14 protein-coding genes are annotated in these 16,826 nt (G+C 64.4%); 11 read left to right on the top strand and 3 right to left on the bottom strand.

From position 1 onward, the window contains the following. Positions 1-25: 25 nt before the first annotated feature. Positions 26-625, top strand: coding sequence for a pentapeptide repeat-containing protein (locus BMZ79_RS02930; RefSeq protein ID WP_090636373.1), 600 nt, complete (start codon positions 26-28; stop codon positions 623-625). A gap of 482 nt (positions 626-1,107) precedes the next feature. Here the strand turns inward: BMZ79_RS02930 and BMZ79_RS02940 are convergent, their stop codons facing one another. Next, the gene (locus BMZ79_RS02940; protein ID WP_090636377.1) at positions 1,108-1,830 is read right to left on the bottom strand and encodes an amino acid ABC transporter ATP-binding protein; all 723 of its coding nucleotides are present in this window, start codon (positions 1,828-1,830) and stop codon (positions 1,108-1,110) included. Continuing rightward, complete coding sequence (locus BMZ79_RS02945; protein ID WP_256252523.1) at positions 1,823-3,313, bottom strand: ABC transporter substrate-binding protein/permease; 1,491 nt, start codon at positions 3,311-3,313, stop codon at positions 1,823-1,825. The genes BMZ79_RS02940 and BMZ79_RS02945 overlap by 8 nt, the downstream gene beginning before the upstream one ends. Positions 3,314-3,605: 292 nt before the next feature. Between BMZ79_RS02945 and BMZ79_RS02950 the strand changes: the two genes are divergently transcribed. From BMZ79_RS02950 to BMZ79_RS02960, 3 genes are all read left to right on the top strand, one after another. Continuing rightward, the gene (locus BMZ79_RS02950) at positions 3,606-6,104 is read left to right on the top strand and encodes a WG repeat-containing protein (RefSeq protein WP_090636379.1); all 2,499 of its coding nucleotides are present in this window, start codon (positions 3,606-3,608) and stop codon (positions 6,102-6,104) included. 328 nt (positions 6,105-6,432) lie between these two features. Further along, complete coding sequence (locus tag BMZ79_RS02955; protein ID WP_090636380.1) at positions 6,433-8,787, top strand: cobaltochelatase CobT-related protein; 2,355 nt, start codon at positions 6,433-6,435, stop codon at positions 8,785-8,787. 46 nt (positions 8,788-8,833) lie between these two features. Continuing rightward, positions 8,834-9,196 carry a GIY-YIG nuclease family protein gene (locus BMZ79_RS02960; protein WP_090636382.1) on the top strand — a complete coding sequence of 121 codons (363 nt, stop codon included), beginning with the start codon at positions 8,834-8,836 and terminating at the stop codon, positions 9,194-9,196. A 180-nt stretch (positions 9,197-9,376) separates the two neighbouring features. Here the strand turns inward: BMZ79_RS02960 and BMZ79_RS02965 are convergent, their stop codons facing one another. Continuing rightward, positions 9,377-10,120 (bottom strand): SDR family NAD(P)-dependent oxidoreductase, encoded by a 744-nt coding sequence (locus BMZ79_RS02965; protein ID WP_090636384.1) that lies wholly within the window; start codon positions 10,118-10,120, stop codon positions 9,377-9,379. Between the two features lie 242 nt (positions 10,121-10,362). Between BMZ79_RS02965 and BMZ79_RS02970 the strand changes: the two genes are divergently transcribed. The 7 genes from BMZ79_RS02970 to BMZ79_RS02995 all read left to right on the top strand — a co-directional run bounded on the left by BMZ79_RS02970 (position 10,363) and on the right by BMZ79_RS02995 (position 16,645). After that, positions 10,363-11,487, top strand: a complete 1,125-nt coding sequence (locus tag BMZ79_RS02970; RefSeq protein WP_177221981.1) for a sensor histidine kinase — start codon at positions 10,363-10,365, stop codon at positions 11,485-11,487. A gap of 37 nt (positions 11,488-11,524) precedes the next feature. Next, entirely contained in the window at positions 11,525-12,082 is a 558-nt protein-coding gene (locus tag BMZ79_RS02975) for a GNAT family N-acetyltransferase (RefSeq protein WP_090636388.1), read from the top strand. A gap of 318 nt (positions 12,083-12,400) precedes the next feature. Continuing rightward, the gene (locus BMZ79_RS02980) at positions 12,401-13,513 is read left to right on the top strand and encodes a glycoside hydrolase family 172 protein (protein WP_090636390.1); all 1,113 of its coding nucleotides are present in this window, start codon (positions 12,401-12,403) and stop codon (positions 13,511-13,513) included. 196 nt (positions 13,514-13,709) lie between these two features. Next, positions 13,710-14,225 (top strand): helix-turn-helix transcriptional regulator, encoded by a 516-nt coding sequence (locus tag BMZ79_RS02985; protein WP_177221982.1) that lies wholly within the window; start codon positions 13,710-13,712, stop codon positions 14,223-14,225. Next, positions 14,186-14,359 (top strand): helix-turn-helix domain-containing protein, encoded by a 174-nt coding sequence (locus BMZ79_RS34125; protein WP_218154638.1) that lies wholly within the window; start codon positions 14,186-14,188, stop codon positions 14,357-14,359. Before BMZ79_RS02985 ends, BMZ79_RS34125 begins: the two co-directional genes overlap by 40 nt. A gap of 43 nt (positions 14,360-14,402) precedes the next feature. Further along, entirely contained in the window at positions 14,403-16,457 is a 2,055-nt protein-coding gene (locus BMZ79_RS02990) for a glycoside hydrolase family protein (RefSeq protein WP_143088874.1), read from the top strand. Beyond that, positions 16,457-16,645, top strand: coding sequence for a hypothetical protein (locus BMZ79_RS02995; RefSeq protein WP_090636395.1), 189 nt, complete (start codon positions 16,457-16,459; stop codon positions 16,643-16,645). The genes BMZ79_RS02990 and BMZ79_RS02995 overlap by 1 nt, the downstream gene beginning before the upstream one ends. Positions 16,646-16,826: the final 181 nt, after the last annotated feature.

The raw sequence follows: 16,826 nt of genomic DNA on the forward strand, positions 1-16,826 counted from the left end.
GTGCGTAACGAACAGGAGAGGATGAATGGAAATGTTCAACGAATCCGAATACTACGACGAGTCCTTCGGCGAGCTCCGTTTCGAGGAGGAGAAGCTGGAAGGCGTCCGGTTCTACGACTGCGTGTTCACGGATTGCCATTTTGCCGGCACGGCGTTCCGGGACTGCAAATTTTCGGGCTGCAGCTTCGTCCGCTGCGACCTGAACGGCGTGCGGATCGCGGATACGGCGTTCGCGCAGGCATCGTTTACGGGCTCCAAGCTGGTCGGCGTCAATTGGACCGAGGCGGACTGGCCGCGGATTGCCGTGCCGGGCTTGCTCAAATTCGAAGGCTGCACGCTGAACCACGCCACCTTCATCGGCCTCGAGCTGCCGCAATGCGTCTTCAACGGCTGCCTGGCCAAGGACGTGGACTTCCGGGAAGCCAATCTGGCGCAGGCCGACATGCGCGACACGGACTTCAGCGAAAGCTTGTTCGGCGATACGGATCTTCGCGGCGCGGACTTCTCCGATGCCGTCAACTACCAGATCGACCCCGGCGCCAACCGGCTCTCGCAGGCGATGTTCTCGCTGCCGGAGGCATTGTCGCTGCTGCATCATATGGATATCCGGCTGAATGAAGAGTGAGCCGGCGATCGTTTCAACCCGCAATTCGCGTTTGAATCATGCCGTGCGGACACGAAAGCCGTTATGTTGCGATATTCGCTTGTTTCGGGAGTTTGGCGCCCAGGAGATCCGTTATGGAGGGCGGATGCGCCGAAAGGCAGCTGTTTTCGGTAAATAGCGGAACGTATGGCCGCTTAGCCGGAAGAAAGGGCGAATTAATTATAACGGCTCCCGTGACCGCTTAAGGCGCGGTTCGCGCGAAGATGCATGCGGAAGCACCCTCCCCGTACCCGCACCGTGCCGCCAGCGAAAACGTCCGCAACCGTTCCGCGACCGCACCGTCGGCGCTCCAACGCCTCGGCGCCGCGCCGAAGGCGCCGGAGCGCGTCCGCGCCGCCGCCAAAACTTCCGTGCGGCACCGCCGGCGCAATTCGCGCCACGCAAAAAAAGCCCCGGACAAGGTTCGCTAAACCTTGCCCGGGGCTATTGCGCCTGCGGGGCCGCTACAGCACGCGCTCCAGAAACCGCTGCGCGCGCTCGCTCTGCGGAGCGGTGAAGAACCGCTCCGGCTCGGCCTTCTCGACGAGCTTGCCGTCGTCGAGGAAATAGATCGTGTCCGCCGCTTCGCGGGCGAACTTCATTTCGTGCGTGACGATGAGCATCGTCATGCCGGAATCGGCGAGGCCGCGCAGCACCTCGAGCACCTCTTTGACCATCTCGGGGTCGAGCGCGGACGTCGGCTCGTCGAATAGCATGATCTCCGGATCCATCGCCAGGCTCCGCGCGATCGCGATCCGCTGCTTCTGTCCGCCGGACAGGCGGGACGGGAAGGCGTCTGCCTTCTCCAGCAGCCCGACGCGCTCGAGCAGGCCCATGCCTTTCGCGCGCGCTTCCTCGCGGGACAGCCCCTTGACCTTCACCGGGGCGAACATGATGTTGTCGATGACGGACATGTGCGGGAACAGGTGGAAATGCTGGAACACCATTCCGATCCGCTGCCGGAAGCGGGTGATGTCGGTCTTCGGATCGGTGATCGTCGTGCCGTCGATCTCGATCCGGCCGCCGCTCGGCGTCTCGAGCAGGTTGAGGCAGCGGAGGAACGTCGATTTGCCGGAGCCCGACGGGCCGATGACGGCGACGACCTCGCCGCGGGCGACGTCCGTCGTGATGCCGCGGAGCACCTCGTGCTTGCCGAAGCTTTTCGTTAATCGGTCTACCTTAATCACTGCGGCGCAGCCTCCTTTCGAGCAATCGGGCGAGCGAGGTCAGGACGAGCACGAGCACGTAATAGATCGCGCCGACGAACAGCAGCGATTCGAACGCGCGGTACGTGGCGGCCTGCACTTCGCTCGCGCGGCGGAGCAGGTCCGCGACGCCGATGACCGAGACGAGCGACGATTCTTTGATCAGCGCGACGCATTCGTTCACGAGCGCGGGCAGGATGTTCTTCACCGCCTGCGGGAAAATGATGCTGACCATCATCGTCCGGTACGGAATGCCGAGCGCCATCGCCGCTTCCCGCTGCCCGCGGTCGACGGCCATGATGCCGCCGCGGATCGTCTCCGACAGGTACGCCGCGGAGTTGAGGCCGAACGCGAGGCCGGCGGCCAATAACGCGGGGATGTCGTAACCCGTCAGCTGCGGCGTCGCGTAGTAGATGAGCACGAGCTGCAGCAGAAGCGGCGTGCCGCGGAAGACCGACGTATAGACGGTCGCGAACCATTGAAGCGGCTTGACCGTCGACAGCTTGAACAGCGAAAGGATCGTGCCCCAGATGAAGCCGAGCAGGGCGGATACGAGCGTGAACAGCAAGGTGACGAGCGTCCCGCGCAAGATGAAGCCGGTGTAGCCGTCGAGCGAGCTGAAGTCGATCAGCCCCGGCTTGGCCGGGACGGCGTCGTGCTTGCCGAACCACGCGTCGATGATGCGCTGCTTCTCGCCGCTCGCGTCCATGTCCTTCAGCGCTTCGTTGAAGGCCGGCGTCAGGCTCGAGCCCTTCGGGAACGCGATCGCGTACCCTTCCTCGGCAGCGCCGGCCGGCAGCATCGCGAAGGACAGGTCCGGGTTCGCCTCGATGTTGTCGAGCGCAACCGCGTCTTCGATGATCGCGGCATCGATGCGGTTCGATTTGATTTCTTGGATGAGATCGGTAACTTTGTTCAGCTTCTTGACCGCGGCGCCGTCGATGGCCGCGGCGACGCTCTCCTGGGTTGAGCCGAGCTGCGCGCCGACGCGCTTGCCCGCCAATTGAGCGAGTGACTGGTACGCGTTTTCCTTGGCCGAGACGATGGTGTTGCGCGCGACGTAGTACGTATCCGAGAAGTCGACGCTCTTCTTGCGTTCCTCGGTAACGGACATGCCGGACATGACGAAATCGACCCGTCCCGTCTGCAGCGCCGCGATCAGGCCGTTGAAGTCCATGCCGGCGATGTCCAGCTTGCAGCCGAGCTTGGCCGCGATCGACTTGGCGATATCGATGTCGAGGCCGATAATCGCGCCGCCGTTCTTGGCATCCGTGTTCTCGTAAGGGGGATAATCGGGCGAGGTGCCCATGACGAGCGTCTTCCCTTGGCAGACGTCGCCCGCCGCGGCGGCCGCGGTACCGGCCGTTTTGGCGGCCGGCGCCATGCTGCCCGCGCCGAATGCCGCAAGCAGCAGCAAGAGCGCGACGAGAACGCGCCCGGCCCGGATGTTCGTGATGGTGTTCATTCCTGACTCCTTCCGGTTCGTTCCGTTCCTGCCTTTTAAACCATTGTTTACTATGCCCTAACGGAAGAAACGCAAGTCAATAGTCCTTTATTGGGATTGCGGCAGGGATCGAGCCCGGATTCGAACGGGCCGGTAGTTCCGAACTCTCTTGTCCGACGTCCGAAAGCAGGCGTTTCGAAAGCCGTCCCGCAAGCGCGGCATGCGGTCCGGTACATCCGCGGACCTAGGCATATCTCCCCGCGCGCCGCATACGATTAGGCGAACGAGACGGGAATGGGGGAGGCTGCGGAAAATGAACGGATACGACGTCCGGCTGGCCCGGCTGGCCGCGGCGCATCTGCCGGCCGGCGCGGAGCTGGTCTGGATCGACAAGCCTTATCCGCATGCGGCGGTGTGCGCGGCGGACTTGAACGGGGACCGGCAGCCCGAGATCGCGGCGGCGTATCGGGCGAACGGGGAAAACCGCCTGCTCGTGCTGCATTACCGGAACGGCGCCTGGACGGAAGCCTGCCAGGCGAGAGGGCTCGGCTACGGCGTCTCGCTGTTCGGCGCGCTGCCCGTGACGCGCGCGGGACGGCCGAACCTGACCGTCGGCTGGCAGCTCGAAGGCGGCTACACGAAGCCGTCGGTCTACGAGTGGAGCCAAGGCGGGCTGCGGGACGCGGCGCCGCCGGATTTGTTCTGCAACCATATGGAAGCGGCGGATATGCCGGGGTTCCGGGGGACGGACGGCAAGGCGGAGCTCGCGCTGTGGACGCATGTCGCCGGCGGCGCGTACCGGGTCGACGTCGTCGGCTGGACGAACGGCGCCTTCGCGCCGGCGCGGGAGTCGTACGCGCATTATTATCCCGGCGTCGCCCGCTATCACGAGGCGCTGACCCGGCAGGATCCGGGCAATGCGTTCTATTGGTATTACCTCGCCGAAGCCCATTGCCGGGCCGGGCACCCGGAGCCCGCGCTGGCGTCGGTGCGCCGGGCGCTCGGCTGCGCGCTTCCGCCGTCGCGCGAGGAGATGCTGAATCTGGAGCGCGGCTTGCTGGCCATGCTGGAGCCGGACGCGGATTCCCGGGCGGCCGGGCTGTACCCGGCCTCGGTCAAGACGGTAGGCGGGCTGCGCTGGGGTTATATCGACGGGGCCGGCAACATGACCGTGCCGCCGCGCTTTGACGACGCGAACGATTTTCAGCCGAACGGACTGGCCGTCGTGGCGGAACGCGGCAAGTACGGCGTGATCGACGCCTCGGCCAACTATGTCGTGAAGCCCGTCTACGATTCCGTCAGCGACTTCTCCGAAGGACGGGCAACCGTCATCGACGCCGACGGCTTCAAGCTGATCGACGAACGGGGACGCGTCCTGACGAAGCGGGCGTATCCGTTCATCGCGGGGATGCGCGACGGCCGGGCGATGTTCTACGTCACGCCCGAAGGCAACGAAGGCGGCGCTTCGCGTTACGGTTACCTGGACGCGCAAGGCGCCGAGATCATTCCCGCGCAGTTTGCGGAAGCCTATGATTTCGAAGGCGGCAAAGCGCTCGCGAAAATCGCCGACAACGAGTACGCGCTCATCGACAAGGACGGGAAACGGCTCGCGACGTATGCCTATCCGTACGTCGGTCCGCCCGGGGACGGCTTGCTCGCCTTCCGGAAGGAAGCGAACGGGAAGTACGGCTATCTGGACGAACGCGGCGCGATCGTCATTCAACCGGCGTATACGTCCGCCTTGCCGTTCCGGAACGGCCGGGCCATCGTGAACACGGCCGAGGATTTCAAGGACAGCTACGGCATCATCGACAAGCAGGGCCGGTTCATCGTTCAGGCGGGCTACAACGATATCCGGGATCTCGGCCAGGACCGGTTCGCGCTCGGCATGGCGATCGATCCCGAGCAGCCGTTCATCGGCTCGCGGTATGCGATCGCGGACCGCGGCGGCAAGCGGCTGACGGATTTCCTGTACCGCGACGTCGGCGAGTTCAAGAACGGCCTCGCTTCGGCCGAGGACGCGAGCGAGACGTATTTCATCGACCGGTCCGGGAAGCCGGCGCCGGGCTATCCGCGGGTGGCGGGAAGCGGCACGCTGACGATGGAGCCGGGCGGGTTGATCAAGGCGTACGTCGATAGCCGGCTGTCCTATTTGCGGCGCGACGGCCGCATCGCGTGGAAGCAGAATACCGTGATTCCGCTGCGGCCGCCCTATGCGGTCAAGGAGCTGAAGTTCATGCCGAACCGGGATTACCTCGTCTATTATCCGCAGGTGGAGGGCATGGCCGACAGCGCGGCGGAGCGGAGCGTGAACGAGAAGCTGAAAACGATGTCGCAGGTCAAGCCGGTTCCCGCGGACGAACAGCTCGGCTATACGTACAGCGGCGATTTCGAGGTGGCGTTCTACAAACAGCAGCTGCTGGAATTGGAGCTGACCGGCTATAACTTTCCCTTCGGTGCGGCCCACGGGATGCCGACGAAAACCTACGCGATCGTGGATTTGACCGACGGCCGGATGTTCGCCTTGAAGGACTTGTTCAAGCCCGGAAGCGACTACGTGAAGGTGCTGAGCGACATCGTCGGCAAGCAGATCAAGGAGGACCCGCAATATTCCTACGTGTTCCCGGACGCCTACAAGGGCATCGCGCCCGACCAGCCGTTCTACGTCACGGCGAACGCGCTTCATCCTTATTTCGCCCCGTACGACATCGCGCCGTATTCCGCGGGCTTTCCGACGTTCACGATTCCGTTCACGCAGGTCGGGCAGATTCTCGATACGAACGGGCCGTTCTGGAAAGCGTTCCATGCTTGAGCGGATGCGGAGCTGAGACGGCAGTCGCGGCGCGGCTGGACGTCGTCAAGCGGAAGAAGCGGATTCCGGAATCGGGATCCGCTCTTTCGATTGTTCGGGACGCGAGGATAGCTGCCCGTTGACGCCGGCAAAGGGATGGGGCTATAATGACGTTGTATTTAGTAAATTACTAAATAATTATGCGAATTAAATTACTAAATTACTGAATGTTAAATGGTCGTTCGATTGCGATTTCAAACCCAATCTCAAACCCAAACCCAAACCCAAACCCAAACCCAAACCACAACCCCGGCGGCCGGCGGCCGCCGATCGAAAGGAGCACGTCCCCATGAACCGACCGCCCCATGAACCGTTGTCGCCGGACAGGCGGCTGACGCCCGACGAACGGGCGCTCGTCTGGACGAAACCGCCCACGCACGCGGAAAGCGGCGAAGAGCGCCGCATCAGCCGCGAAGTCCGGCGCAACTGGCACCGCGGCGACCTGAAGATCGCCACGATCCTGCTCGAGGGCGACGCCGGCTCCGGCAAAACGCAGCTGGCGAAGGCGCTGTCGGCGAACTTCGGCCTTCCTTATACGAAAATCACGTGCTTCGCCGACATGGACAAAACCGACGTCATCGGCGCCATTTTGCCGGTCATCGCCCCCGAGCGGCAGCAGGGCCTGGAGCCGGACGACCGGACGGCGCTGCAGGCGTTGTACGCGAGCGACGGCTTCCGAGGCGCGGGCCAGCTGATCGCGGACGCGCTCGGCCTTCCCCCGGAATCGGCGTCCGCCCGGCTGAAGCGATTGATCGGTCTCGTCTCGGCGCAAGCGGGCGGCGAGGCGGTGGAATACCGGTTCTACCCGTCCGAGATCGTCCGGGCGTTCGAGCGGGGCTACCTGCTCGAAATTCAGGAACCGACGGTCATCCGCGACGCGGCGGTGCTCATGGCGCTGAACGCGGCGCTCGAGCCCGACGGCGCGCTCAATCTGCCGACGGGGCTCCTGCGGAGGCATCCGGATTTCGTCGCCGTCATCACGACGAACCGCGGCTACGCGGGCGTCCGGCCGCTCAACGAAGCGCTGCGGGACCGCGTGCAGCACGCGGAGAAGATGGATTTGCCCGCCAGGGAAGTCATGATCGGGCGCGCCGCCGCCAAGACCGGCTGCCGCGACGAACGGACGCTCGGCACGCTCGCGGACGTCATCCTGACGCTGGACCGGACGGCCAAAGCGCACGCGATCAAAGGCGTCGCGGGCATGCGCTCGTACTTCGCCTGGGCGGACGCGGTCGCGGACGGCGTGGATGCGCGGGAGACGCTATACACCAAAGTCATCTACAAAATCTCGACCGACCCGGAGGACGTCAAGCTGCTGGAGGAGGCGCTGGCGCAGGGCGGGCTGTTCCGCGAGCTGGAGGACCTTGACGCAGCGACGGCACGCGAGCCGCGCGACGGCGGCGAGCCGTCCGGCCGACAGCGGGAGACGCGCGCGGGCGAGACGGAGCCGGACATCGAAAAGGAAATGGAAATCGAACCGGGAATGGACATCGAAAAGGAAATGAAGATCGAAAAGGAAAAGGAAAAAGAAATGAAGATCGAAATCAAAACCTGGGGCGCCGCGGAATCCGACATGGAAGACGGGGCCGAACCGGAAGCCGATGGCGAGCGGGCGCTCGCGCTGAAGCGGTCGGCCGACAGCGAAGACGGCTCTTCCGGCGCTTCGGCGAAGGATGCCGCCATGGAGCGCTCGGACCGCGAGGAAGACGGAGCGCCGCGGGTTCACGGCGACGGACGAGACGAAGCCTCGGCGGACGAGGTCAAGCAGCGCGAGCAGGCGTTCCGCAAGCAGTTGAACCAAGAAGCGCGCGGCGCGGTCGAAGAGTCGATCCATCAGGGCGTGAAGCTCGTCGTGCACCGCCCGGGCTTCGACGAAGCCGACGAGCGGGCTTACGGGCGCCTTCGCGCCGAGCTGCTGCCCGTCGTGCGCGAGATCGCCGCGCAGACGCTCCCGCTGCTCGAGCGCGAGCAGGCGCCCGACTTCGCGCGGCATCACTTCTATGGCGCGCGGTTCCAGGCGGACAGCGCCGCGCGGCGCGATTTCCGCCATTTCGCGAAGAAGCGGCCGCCGTCCGACTCGCCGTCGCTCGCCGTCGGGCTGCGGATCGACGAATCCGGCTCGATGTCGGCGTTCGGCCGGCTGGAGGCCGCGCGGCGCGCGGCGGTCGCGGTATACGAATTTTGCGCCATGTGCGGCATTCCGGTGCTGATCTACGGCGACACGGCCGACGTCTCGCGGCTGGAGCAGATGTCCGTCTACGCCTATGCCGATCCCGCCGGGCCCGATGCCGGGGACCGCTTCAGGCTGATGGGCATCCGCGCCCGCGGCAACAACCGCGACGGCATGGCGCTCCGCATCGCGGCGGACCGGCTCGCGGGCATGCCGCAGAGCGCCAAGCTGCTCCTCAGCGTCAGCGACGGACAGCCGAAAGCGATGGACGATTACGCCGGCGAGCGTGCCGCCCGCGACATGCGCGCGGTGATCTCGGAATACGAGCGCAAAGGCGTCGCGTTCGTCGCGGCGGCGATCGGGCAGGACAAGGAAATCATCGGCCGCATCTACGGCGACGAGCGGTTCCTCGACATCGCGAAGCTCGAGGAACTCCCGGCCAAACTCGTGCGGATCGTCGCCCGGCATTTATAACGGGTATGATCGAACGGATTCGATCGAACGGAGAGGAAGAAAAGCCATGGATAAACAGAAGCGCAAAGAGCTGCAGGAAGCCTACAAGGAAATCAAAACCTACATGGGCGCCATTCGCATCACGAACGCGGCGAACGGCAAAGTCTACGTCGACGCCTACCCCAACCTGAAAAACAAGTGGCTCACGATCCGCGCCCAGCTGGACATGGGCCGCTTCGCCAACGCGGAGCTGCAGCGGGACTGGAAGACGTACGGGGAGCGCGCGTTCGCCTACGACGTGCTGGAGGAGAAGGATGCCGGCGAGGTCGCCGACGTCCGCTGGGAAACGAAGCAAATGGCCAAGCGCTGGCTGGAGAAGCTGGAGCCCTACGGCGACAAAGGCTATAACAAGCCGCCGAGGCAGCCGTAACAACTCAGGCCTGAATATCAAGAACCGGGTCCGCATTGGCGGACCCGGTTCATTTGGCATCGGCGCGGAATGCAGCGGCCTGATTCGGGATGCCGCCTGCCCGTCAAGCGCGGAAGCGGGGAAGCCGCGGCCTTGGCGGAATCGCCGCTTCCCGCCGGAGGGACGCCCGGCGGCTTCGGGCTATTCCTCGTACATCATTTTCCGCGTCATGCCGCCGTCGACGACGAGGTTCGCGCCCGTCACGAAGTCGTTCCCGGGATCGGTCAAGTACAGGCATGCCCGCGCGATATCGTCCGGCCGGCCGACGCGCTGCGCGGGATGCTGGGCATGGTCGACGGGACGCAGGGCGGCGTAATCGCCGTTCTCGATCCAGCCGGGGCTGATCGCGTTGACCCGGATGCGATCGGGGCCGAGCGAGAGGGCGAGCGCGTGCGTGAGCGCGAGAATGCCGCCCTTGGACGCCGCGTACGCTTCGGAGTTCGGCTCGGACATAATCGCCCGCGTCGAGGCGATGTTGACGATCGCCCCGCCGCCGGTTTCCCGCATCAGCTTGGCCGCCTCCCGCGCGCACAGGAACGTGCCCCGCAGATTCGTGTTCAGGACGTAATCCCACTCCGCGACGGACAGATCGTAGACGGATTTCCAGGCGCCGAGCCCGGCGTTGTTGACGAGCGCGCCCAGCTTGACGCCGCGCTCCCGCAGCCAGGCGAAGCAGGCTTCGATCTCGGCGGGGTCGCTCAGATCGAGCGCGCGGACGAGCGGCTCCCGGCCTTCGGCGCGCGCGAGCGCGGCCGTCTGCTCCAGCGCCTCGGCGTTCCGGTCCACGAGGACGACGTTCGCGCCCCGCTCGGCGTAGGCAAGCGCCAGTCCGCGGCCGATGCCGCCGCCGGCGCCGGTGATCAGGACGGTTAGTTCAAGGGTCATGGTCGTTCGCTCCTATCGTTCGATACTGAAATCGGGAAGGCTCCATTTTGGTATACCTTTATTGCCAACCATTGTCAAATCGGATGTTCGTTCACGGGGAAATATATGGTATTTTGGCGACGGAGCAGGAAAACCCCTCGTCATGTGGAATTAGTACTACGTTTCTTTTCGTTTATTTTTCGTTTATTTTTCGTTGCGTTTATCGGCAACTCTCTAATTTCACTTCTAATCGGAGCGATCCCATGAGCGAACTCAACCGTTTTTTTGACACCCAGCAGGACATCATCGTCGAGAGTTGGATTTATCGCATGGAACAAGCTTACCCGGGTTACTTCGATTTGGACGAGCTCCTCATACAAGGCAGGAAGTACGTTCGTTTGGTGGCCGACGTCGAGATTCCGATGAAAGAGCATCCGCTGTTCAAGGAGTACGAACGCTGGTGCCAGATGCTGTTTCAAAAAAAAGTATCCATCGAGCATATCTTGAACAGCTCGCAGTTCTTCCGCGAAGCGCTTCTCGACGCGCTCGCCGAATACGACGTCGAACGCGCGGCGTTGACCCGGTTGATCGCCGGCGTCATCTCCCGGATCGACCATTTCCAATCCGCGATTTATATCTATTTTTGGGATCATGCCCATTACCGGATCGAGCGGCAGGACAAGTTGATCGAAGACATGCACGACGAGAAGCTGAACCTGATCGGCAAGATGGCGTCCAGCATGGCGCACGAGATCCGCAATCCGCTCACGACGATCCGGGGCTTCTTCTCCCTGATCCGCAAGACGCTGCCGGCGGGCGAGCTCGGCGCGGTCGAGCGGTACATGGACATCATCGACAAGGAATTCCATACGATCGAAATGCAAATTACCGGTTTTCTCAGCTTTTCCCGGAAACCCATCGCCGATGAAGACAGCGTTTACATCTCGCTGAACGAGCTCATCGAACGGACGCTGCTGCTCGTCAGCCCGCTGCTGCTCAACGAGAACATCGAGCTCGAGCTGTCGCTGCAGGAGAGCCTTCGCGTGAAGATTCAGCGCTCCTCGGTCATGCAGGTGCTGTCCAATTTGCTGAACAATGCGATCGACGCGCTGCGAGACGTGGAAGGGGAACGCAAGATTTCGGTACATACTTATAGCGAAGGCGAAACGGCATGCGTCCGGATCGGCAATACCGGTCCGGAAATCCCCGCCGAGCTCCGGCCGACGTTGTTCGACCCGTTCGTCACGACCAAGTCCGACGGCACGGGCCTCGGCCTCGCGATCTGCAAGCAGATCGTCGAACGCAACGGCGGAACGATTACGTTCGAGTCGGACCCGGATCGGACGACCTTCACCGTGACGTTCGACAGCGCGGCGGAGCGGGAATGACGACGGACGCCTATCCCGACATGAAGAAGGTGCAGCCATGGAACATGTGACGACCGCGCGATGGGACGAAGCGCTGTGGGCGGAAGCGGAGCCGATCTACGAAGAAGGCTTCCCGGAGCACGGACGGAAGCCGCGCCGCATCCTCCGCCGGATGTTCGAGAGGAAGCTGTGCGCGCTTCACGTGTGGCGCGAGCAAGGGGAGGCGGCCGCCATGGCGCTCACCGCCTTCGACGCGACGATGGACGTGCTCGTCGTCGATTACTTGGCCGTCCGGCATCGGCTGCGCGGCCGCGGCATCGGCCTTCGCTGCGCCGCGTCGCTGCGCGGCTGGGCGCTGGCGGTCCGCCCCGGCTGCCGCGGGATCGTCATCGAGGCGGAAGCGGAAGCGACGCCGGAGAACGCGGCGCGCATCGCCTTTTGGCAAAAAGCGGGGTTTCTCGCTACCGAATATGTACACGCGTACATTTGGGTGCCGGAGACGTATCGCGCGATGCGGCTCGGCTTCGACCCCGGGCGGCCGCTGACGGACGAAGGCCGCGAGCTGTTCAAGGCGATCACGCGTTACCACGAGAAGGCCTACCGCGGCGGTACGTAGCCGCGCCAGACGGGCCCCGGGATGGAGGAAGGGATTCACAGATCACGATCCGCGTTCCTTGCGACGCGGTTTTTTTATTAGGGGGAGGTTGATCCACGTGCAGCAGCAAGTAATCGCGGGACTCCGGTCCAAATCGATTTATCCCAAGATTCTAAGACGTCGCGCTATTCGAAGGCCATCACATGAAGCTGCTCGTCTACGTGCCGGAGCTGCCGAACCTGCTGATTTATCCGCTGCTGCAGCGCTTCTTCATGACAGGAATCGTGCTGGGCAGCGTCAAAGAATAATAGGAACACGTTCAGAGAGGGGATACTTCGCATGCTTTATTCCTGTCCAACGCACGTCCGCTCCTACGCCGCCACGGCGGAAAACCAAACCGCGGCGCGGGGCGCCGGCGGCCAGGCGAACAACGGCCGGAAAGGCTCGGCGTGCATCCATCCGTTCAAGGCCGGCGCCGTTCAGACGCTGCTCGACGCCGAAGGACCGGGCATCGTCCGCCATATCTGGTGCACCGTGCCGCCCGGCAACCCCGCCGTCATGCGCAATCTGATTATTCGGATGTATTGGGACGGCCAAGAGACCCCGAGCGTCGAAGTGCCGCTCGGCGACTTCTTCGGCGTTGCGCACGGGCGGCAGCGCTGCCTCGTCACGGATTACGTCACGATGCAGAGCGGCAAAGGCTTCAACTGCTGGATCCCGATGCCGTTCCGGAAGCGGGCGCGCATCACGGTCGAGAACGACGCGGGCTTCGACGTCGACATGCTGTTCTATCAGGTCGATTTTACGCGCGGCGACCGGCTGGACGAAGACGCGGGCTACTTCCACGCGCAATTCAGACGTCAGAATCCGTGCCCGCTGTACGAGGATTTCGTCATTCTGGACGGCATCGAAGGACCGGGCGTCTACCTCGGCACCGTCATCGGCGTGCGCAGCATCCTGCAGGCGAAGACGTGGTTCGGGGAAGGCGAGCTCAAGTTCTTCATCGACGAGGACGAGACGCATCCGACGATCTGCGGCACCGGCCTCGAGGATTACGTGGGCAGCGCGTGGGGACTGCAGGAGGTCGTTACGCCGGAGCAGGGCGCGCCGCTCGTCGAGTACGAGAAGACGCTGTTCTCCATGTACCGGTTTCACGGGAAGGATCCGATTTACTTCCGCGAGTCGCTGAAGGCGACGCTGCAGCAGCTCGGCTTCGGGCCCCGCGAGTCGTCCGACGCCTTCTACGGGGAGCGGTCCGTCTGCTACCCCGCGCCGGGCGTGCCCGAAGACAGCGAGAACTGCCTGTTCGAGCGCAGCGACGACGTCTGCTCCGTGGCCTATTGGTACCAGACGCGGCCGACGAAGCCGTTCCCGGCGCTTCCGGACCGCGAGGCGCGTACCGCGGACCTGCTGGAAGACGGGGAGAAAGGTCCGGAACGCGCCGACGTGTAAGCGAATTCACGAGAAGCCGCCCGCCTGGCTCCGGTCGCGCGGCGCGGATCGCGCGTCATGCCATAACGGGCAAGGCCGACGTACGGGAGGAAGCCGCGCTTCCTCCCGCGCATGCCATTCGGCGCGCATAGACGCTTACGAGGAGGAGGTTGGCGAGATGTGAAGACTGCCGGTCGTCGACGACCAACCGATCATCGTGGACGGATTGATCGATCTGTTTTCCGATCCGGCGCACGAGCCGGAGTTGTGCCGCCAGTTCATGGAGTTGGCCGAAGGCGAATCGGTTTCCAAGACCGGCGTCGCCGTCGACATCTTCTACTCCATGGTGTCGATGTTCATCGCGCACCTCAACCGCTGGGGCTTGATGAAGACCGTTACCGAACGGTTCAACTTGAATCAGCTGTTCAACATCGGCGAGCACGCTACGCGGCGGGAGACGACCGCGCGCTTCGAGGGGCTCGCGAAGTTGTTGTTCGAGGAGACGGCGAGCAAGAACGAGAAGCAGACGAGCGACGTCTTCTGGAAGGTGCAGGTTTATATCCGGGACAACCTCGGCGGCGATCTGTCGCTGACGAAGCTGGCCAAGCTCGTCTACCTGTCGCCCTCGTACTTGTCCAAGCTGTACAAGCAGGAAACATGCAGAGCCTCAAGGATTCCATCATCGACGCCCGGGTGCAGAAGGCGAAGGAGCTGCCGCTGCAGCGGGAGATGAAGATCCGCAAGATCGGCCGCGCGGTCGGCTTCGAGTCCGCCGCGTACTTCACCCGCTGCTTCAAGAAGATGACGCAGCTGAGCCCGCAGGAATTCCGGGACGGCAAGCGGGTCGCGGCGGAAGCACTGGAGTAAGCCTGCGCCGCCGGCCGCATGCCCACGAATAGGAGGAACTACCGTGTCCAACGAAACCACTCGCGTGCCGCTTGACGGCGCGCTCGCCGCGTTCATCGCGAGCATGGAGGCGGCATCGCTAGGCGGCGTCCGCCCCGCGGTCGACGCGACGCGCGCCGGCGCCGGCCGGGTGAACGTCAAGCTGCGCTTCGAGCTGCCCGAGCCGGTCCGCCAGGACGATTGGCGGATCGACATCGCGCCGGCCTTCGCGCCGGCTTTCCATTGGGCGCCTCATTTGACGCCGACCGACCGCCATATCATCGACCAGCACGGCTTTCGCTCGCCGGCGCTGATCGTGCACGACGCGGACCGCTGGCTGGCCGTCGTGCCCGACCTCGACCTGCTGCTCGCGGGCTCGCCGGTCCGCTGGTACATGGACCTGAACGCCAAGGATAACCGGCTTACGCTCGGCATGAGCCGCTACCGCGTGGCCGAGCACGTGCTGTACGAACGGGAAGCCGGCGCGGCGTATCCCGCGGGAACCGTCGAATTCGGCTTCTTCGTGCTGACCGGGGAAGGACCGGATTACGCGCGGAACCCGTGGCGGCCCGTTCTCGACCTGCTGTGGAGCGGGTGGGGCGGCGCGCTGTTCCGCGCCGGCGAACCGATCGGGCGGCCGCTCGAGCCGTACGTCGGCCACGCGTACCGCTGGGCGTTCGAGGACTGGAAGGACGCGGTCTGGCAGCAGTTCGAGCTGGACGGCAGGACGGTCGGCGCGCCGGTGTTCATCGTGAACGTGACGCAGAGCCCGAACTACCCCGGGCCGGTGAACGAACGGGAATTCCGCTCGATCTGGAATCAAGCCTGGTTCAGCTCGCTCCGTTCGGCGCAGGGGCTGTACCGCTACGGGCTGGAGACCGGCAGCCGGGAGCATCTCGAGCGCGCCCGGCTGATGAAGGAACTGGCGCTGTCGGCGCCCCAGCGGGAGGGCTTCTTCCCGGCCGTCATCGCGGCCGAGATGGAGCAAATCGACGTGGGCGGCAGGACCGTGAGCCGCGCGAAAGGCTGGGAGACGGCGTACTGGGGCAATTCCAACCGCAATCCCGTCACCCGCTCGGCGAAGGAAGCGCCGTACCATATCCTCGACATGAGCTTCACCGCGCTGCTCATGCTGCGCTGGCACGAGGAGCTCGAACGGGACGAGCGCCTGCTCGCGTACGCGGAGCGTTACGGCGAGGCGCTGCTGCTTCTGCAGGACGGCAAAGGGTTTTTCCCGGCCTGGCTGGACGCCGCGACGCTGCAGCCGCTGCCGGTCCTGGCGGAATCGCCGGAGACGTCGATGTCCGTGACGTTCCTGCTGAAGCTCCACGAGCTGACCGGCAGCGCCGCGTACCGGACGGCCGCCTTGAAGGCGATGGACGCCGTGGCGGAGGAGATCGTCCCCGTCGGCCGCTGGGAGGACTTCGAGACGTACTGGTCGTGCTCCGGCTACGGCAGCGATACGCTGCTCGGCCGCAAGGCCGAGCGCAACGACATGTACAAGCAGTGCAACTTCTCCATGTTCTGGACGGCCGAGGCCCTGCTAGCTTGTCATCGGACGACCGGCGAGGAGCGGCATCTGCAACTCGGCGAGCGCTGCCTCGACGAGCTGCTCATGACGCAGGCATCGTGGCAGCCGCCGTACATTCACGTGAACGCCCTCGGGGGCTTCGGCGTCATGAACGCCGACGGCGAATGGAACGACGCGCGCCAGAGCCTGTTCGCCGAGCTCATCCTCGACTACGGCCAGCTGCTCGGCCGGCAGGAATACGTCGAGCGCGGACTGGCCGCGCTGCGCTGCGCGTTCGTCATGATGTATTGCCCGGAGAATCCGAGGACGAAGGCGCAGTGGGAGAAGGCGCATCCGTTCTTCGGCGAGCGGGATTACGGCTTCATGATGGAAAACTACGGCCATGGCGGCGTCGCGGACGAGAACGGCGAAGGCATCGGCGAATTCACGATCTTCGATTGGGGCAACGGCGCGGCAGCGGAAGGCTTCCTGCGGGTCAAGGCGCACCGGCGCGCGCTGCTGGAGCAGTACGGGCTGACGAAGCCGCCGGCGGAAGGAGCGCCGCTATGATGCGGGAATCCATGCTGCCCGGCACGGGCAGAACGATCACGGTCGGCGGGCCGGGCGCGGCGGTCCAAGGCTTCTCCTCGTCCGCCGTTCAAGCGGCCGTCGAGGAGCTGCGCCGCGACGGGGAAGGGCACGATCCTGCTGGACGAAGGCGAATACCGCGCGACCGGCTAGGGCGAACGTTATCCTAGACCTGTAGCCGAGACAAACCGCGGCCCCAAGACGGACCTTGGCCGCCGCTTTTACTGTTCTATGCAACGCCGGGAAACCGCGGCGCTCCATTCGGGAGCGCCGCGGTTTTTTTGGCGTTCCCGGGGGTCGCTCGGGCCGCGGAGCGGGTGCCGCGCCCCGCTCGGAAACCCCCGCATCGAA

Source organism: Paenibacillus sp. UNC496MF (genome assembly GCF_900113915.1).
In the GTDB taxonomy this organism is placed as follows: domain Bacteria; phylum Bacillota; class Bacilli; order Paenibacillales; family Paenibacillaceae; genus Paenibacillus_Z; species Paenibacillus_Z artemisiicola.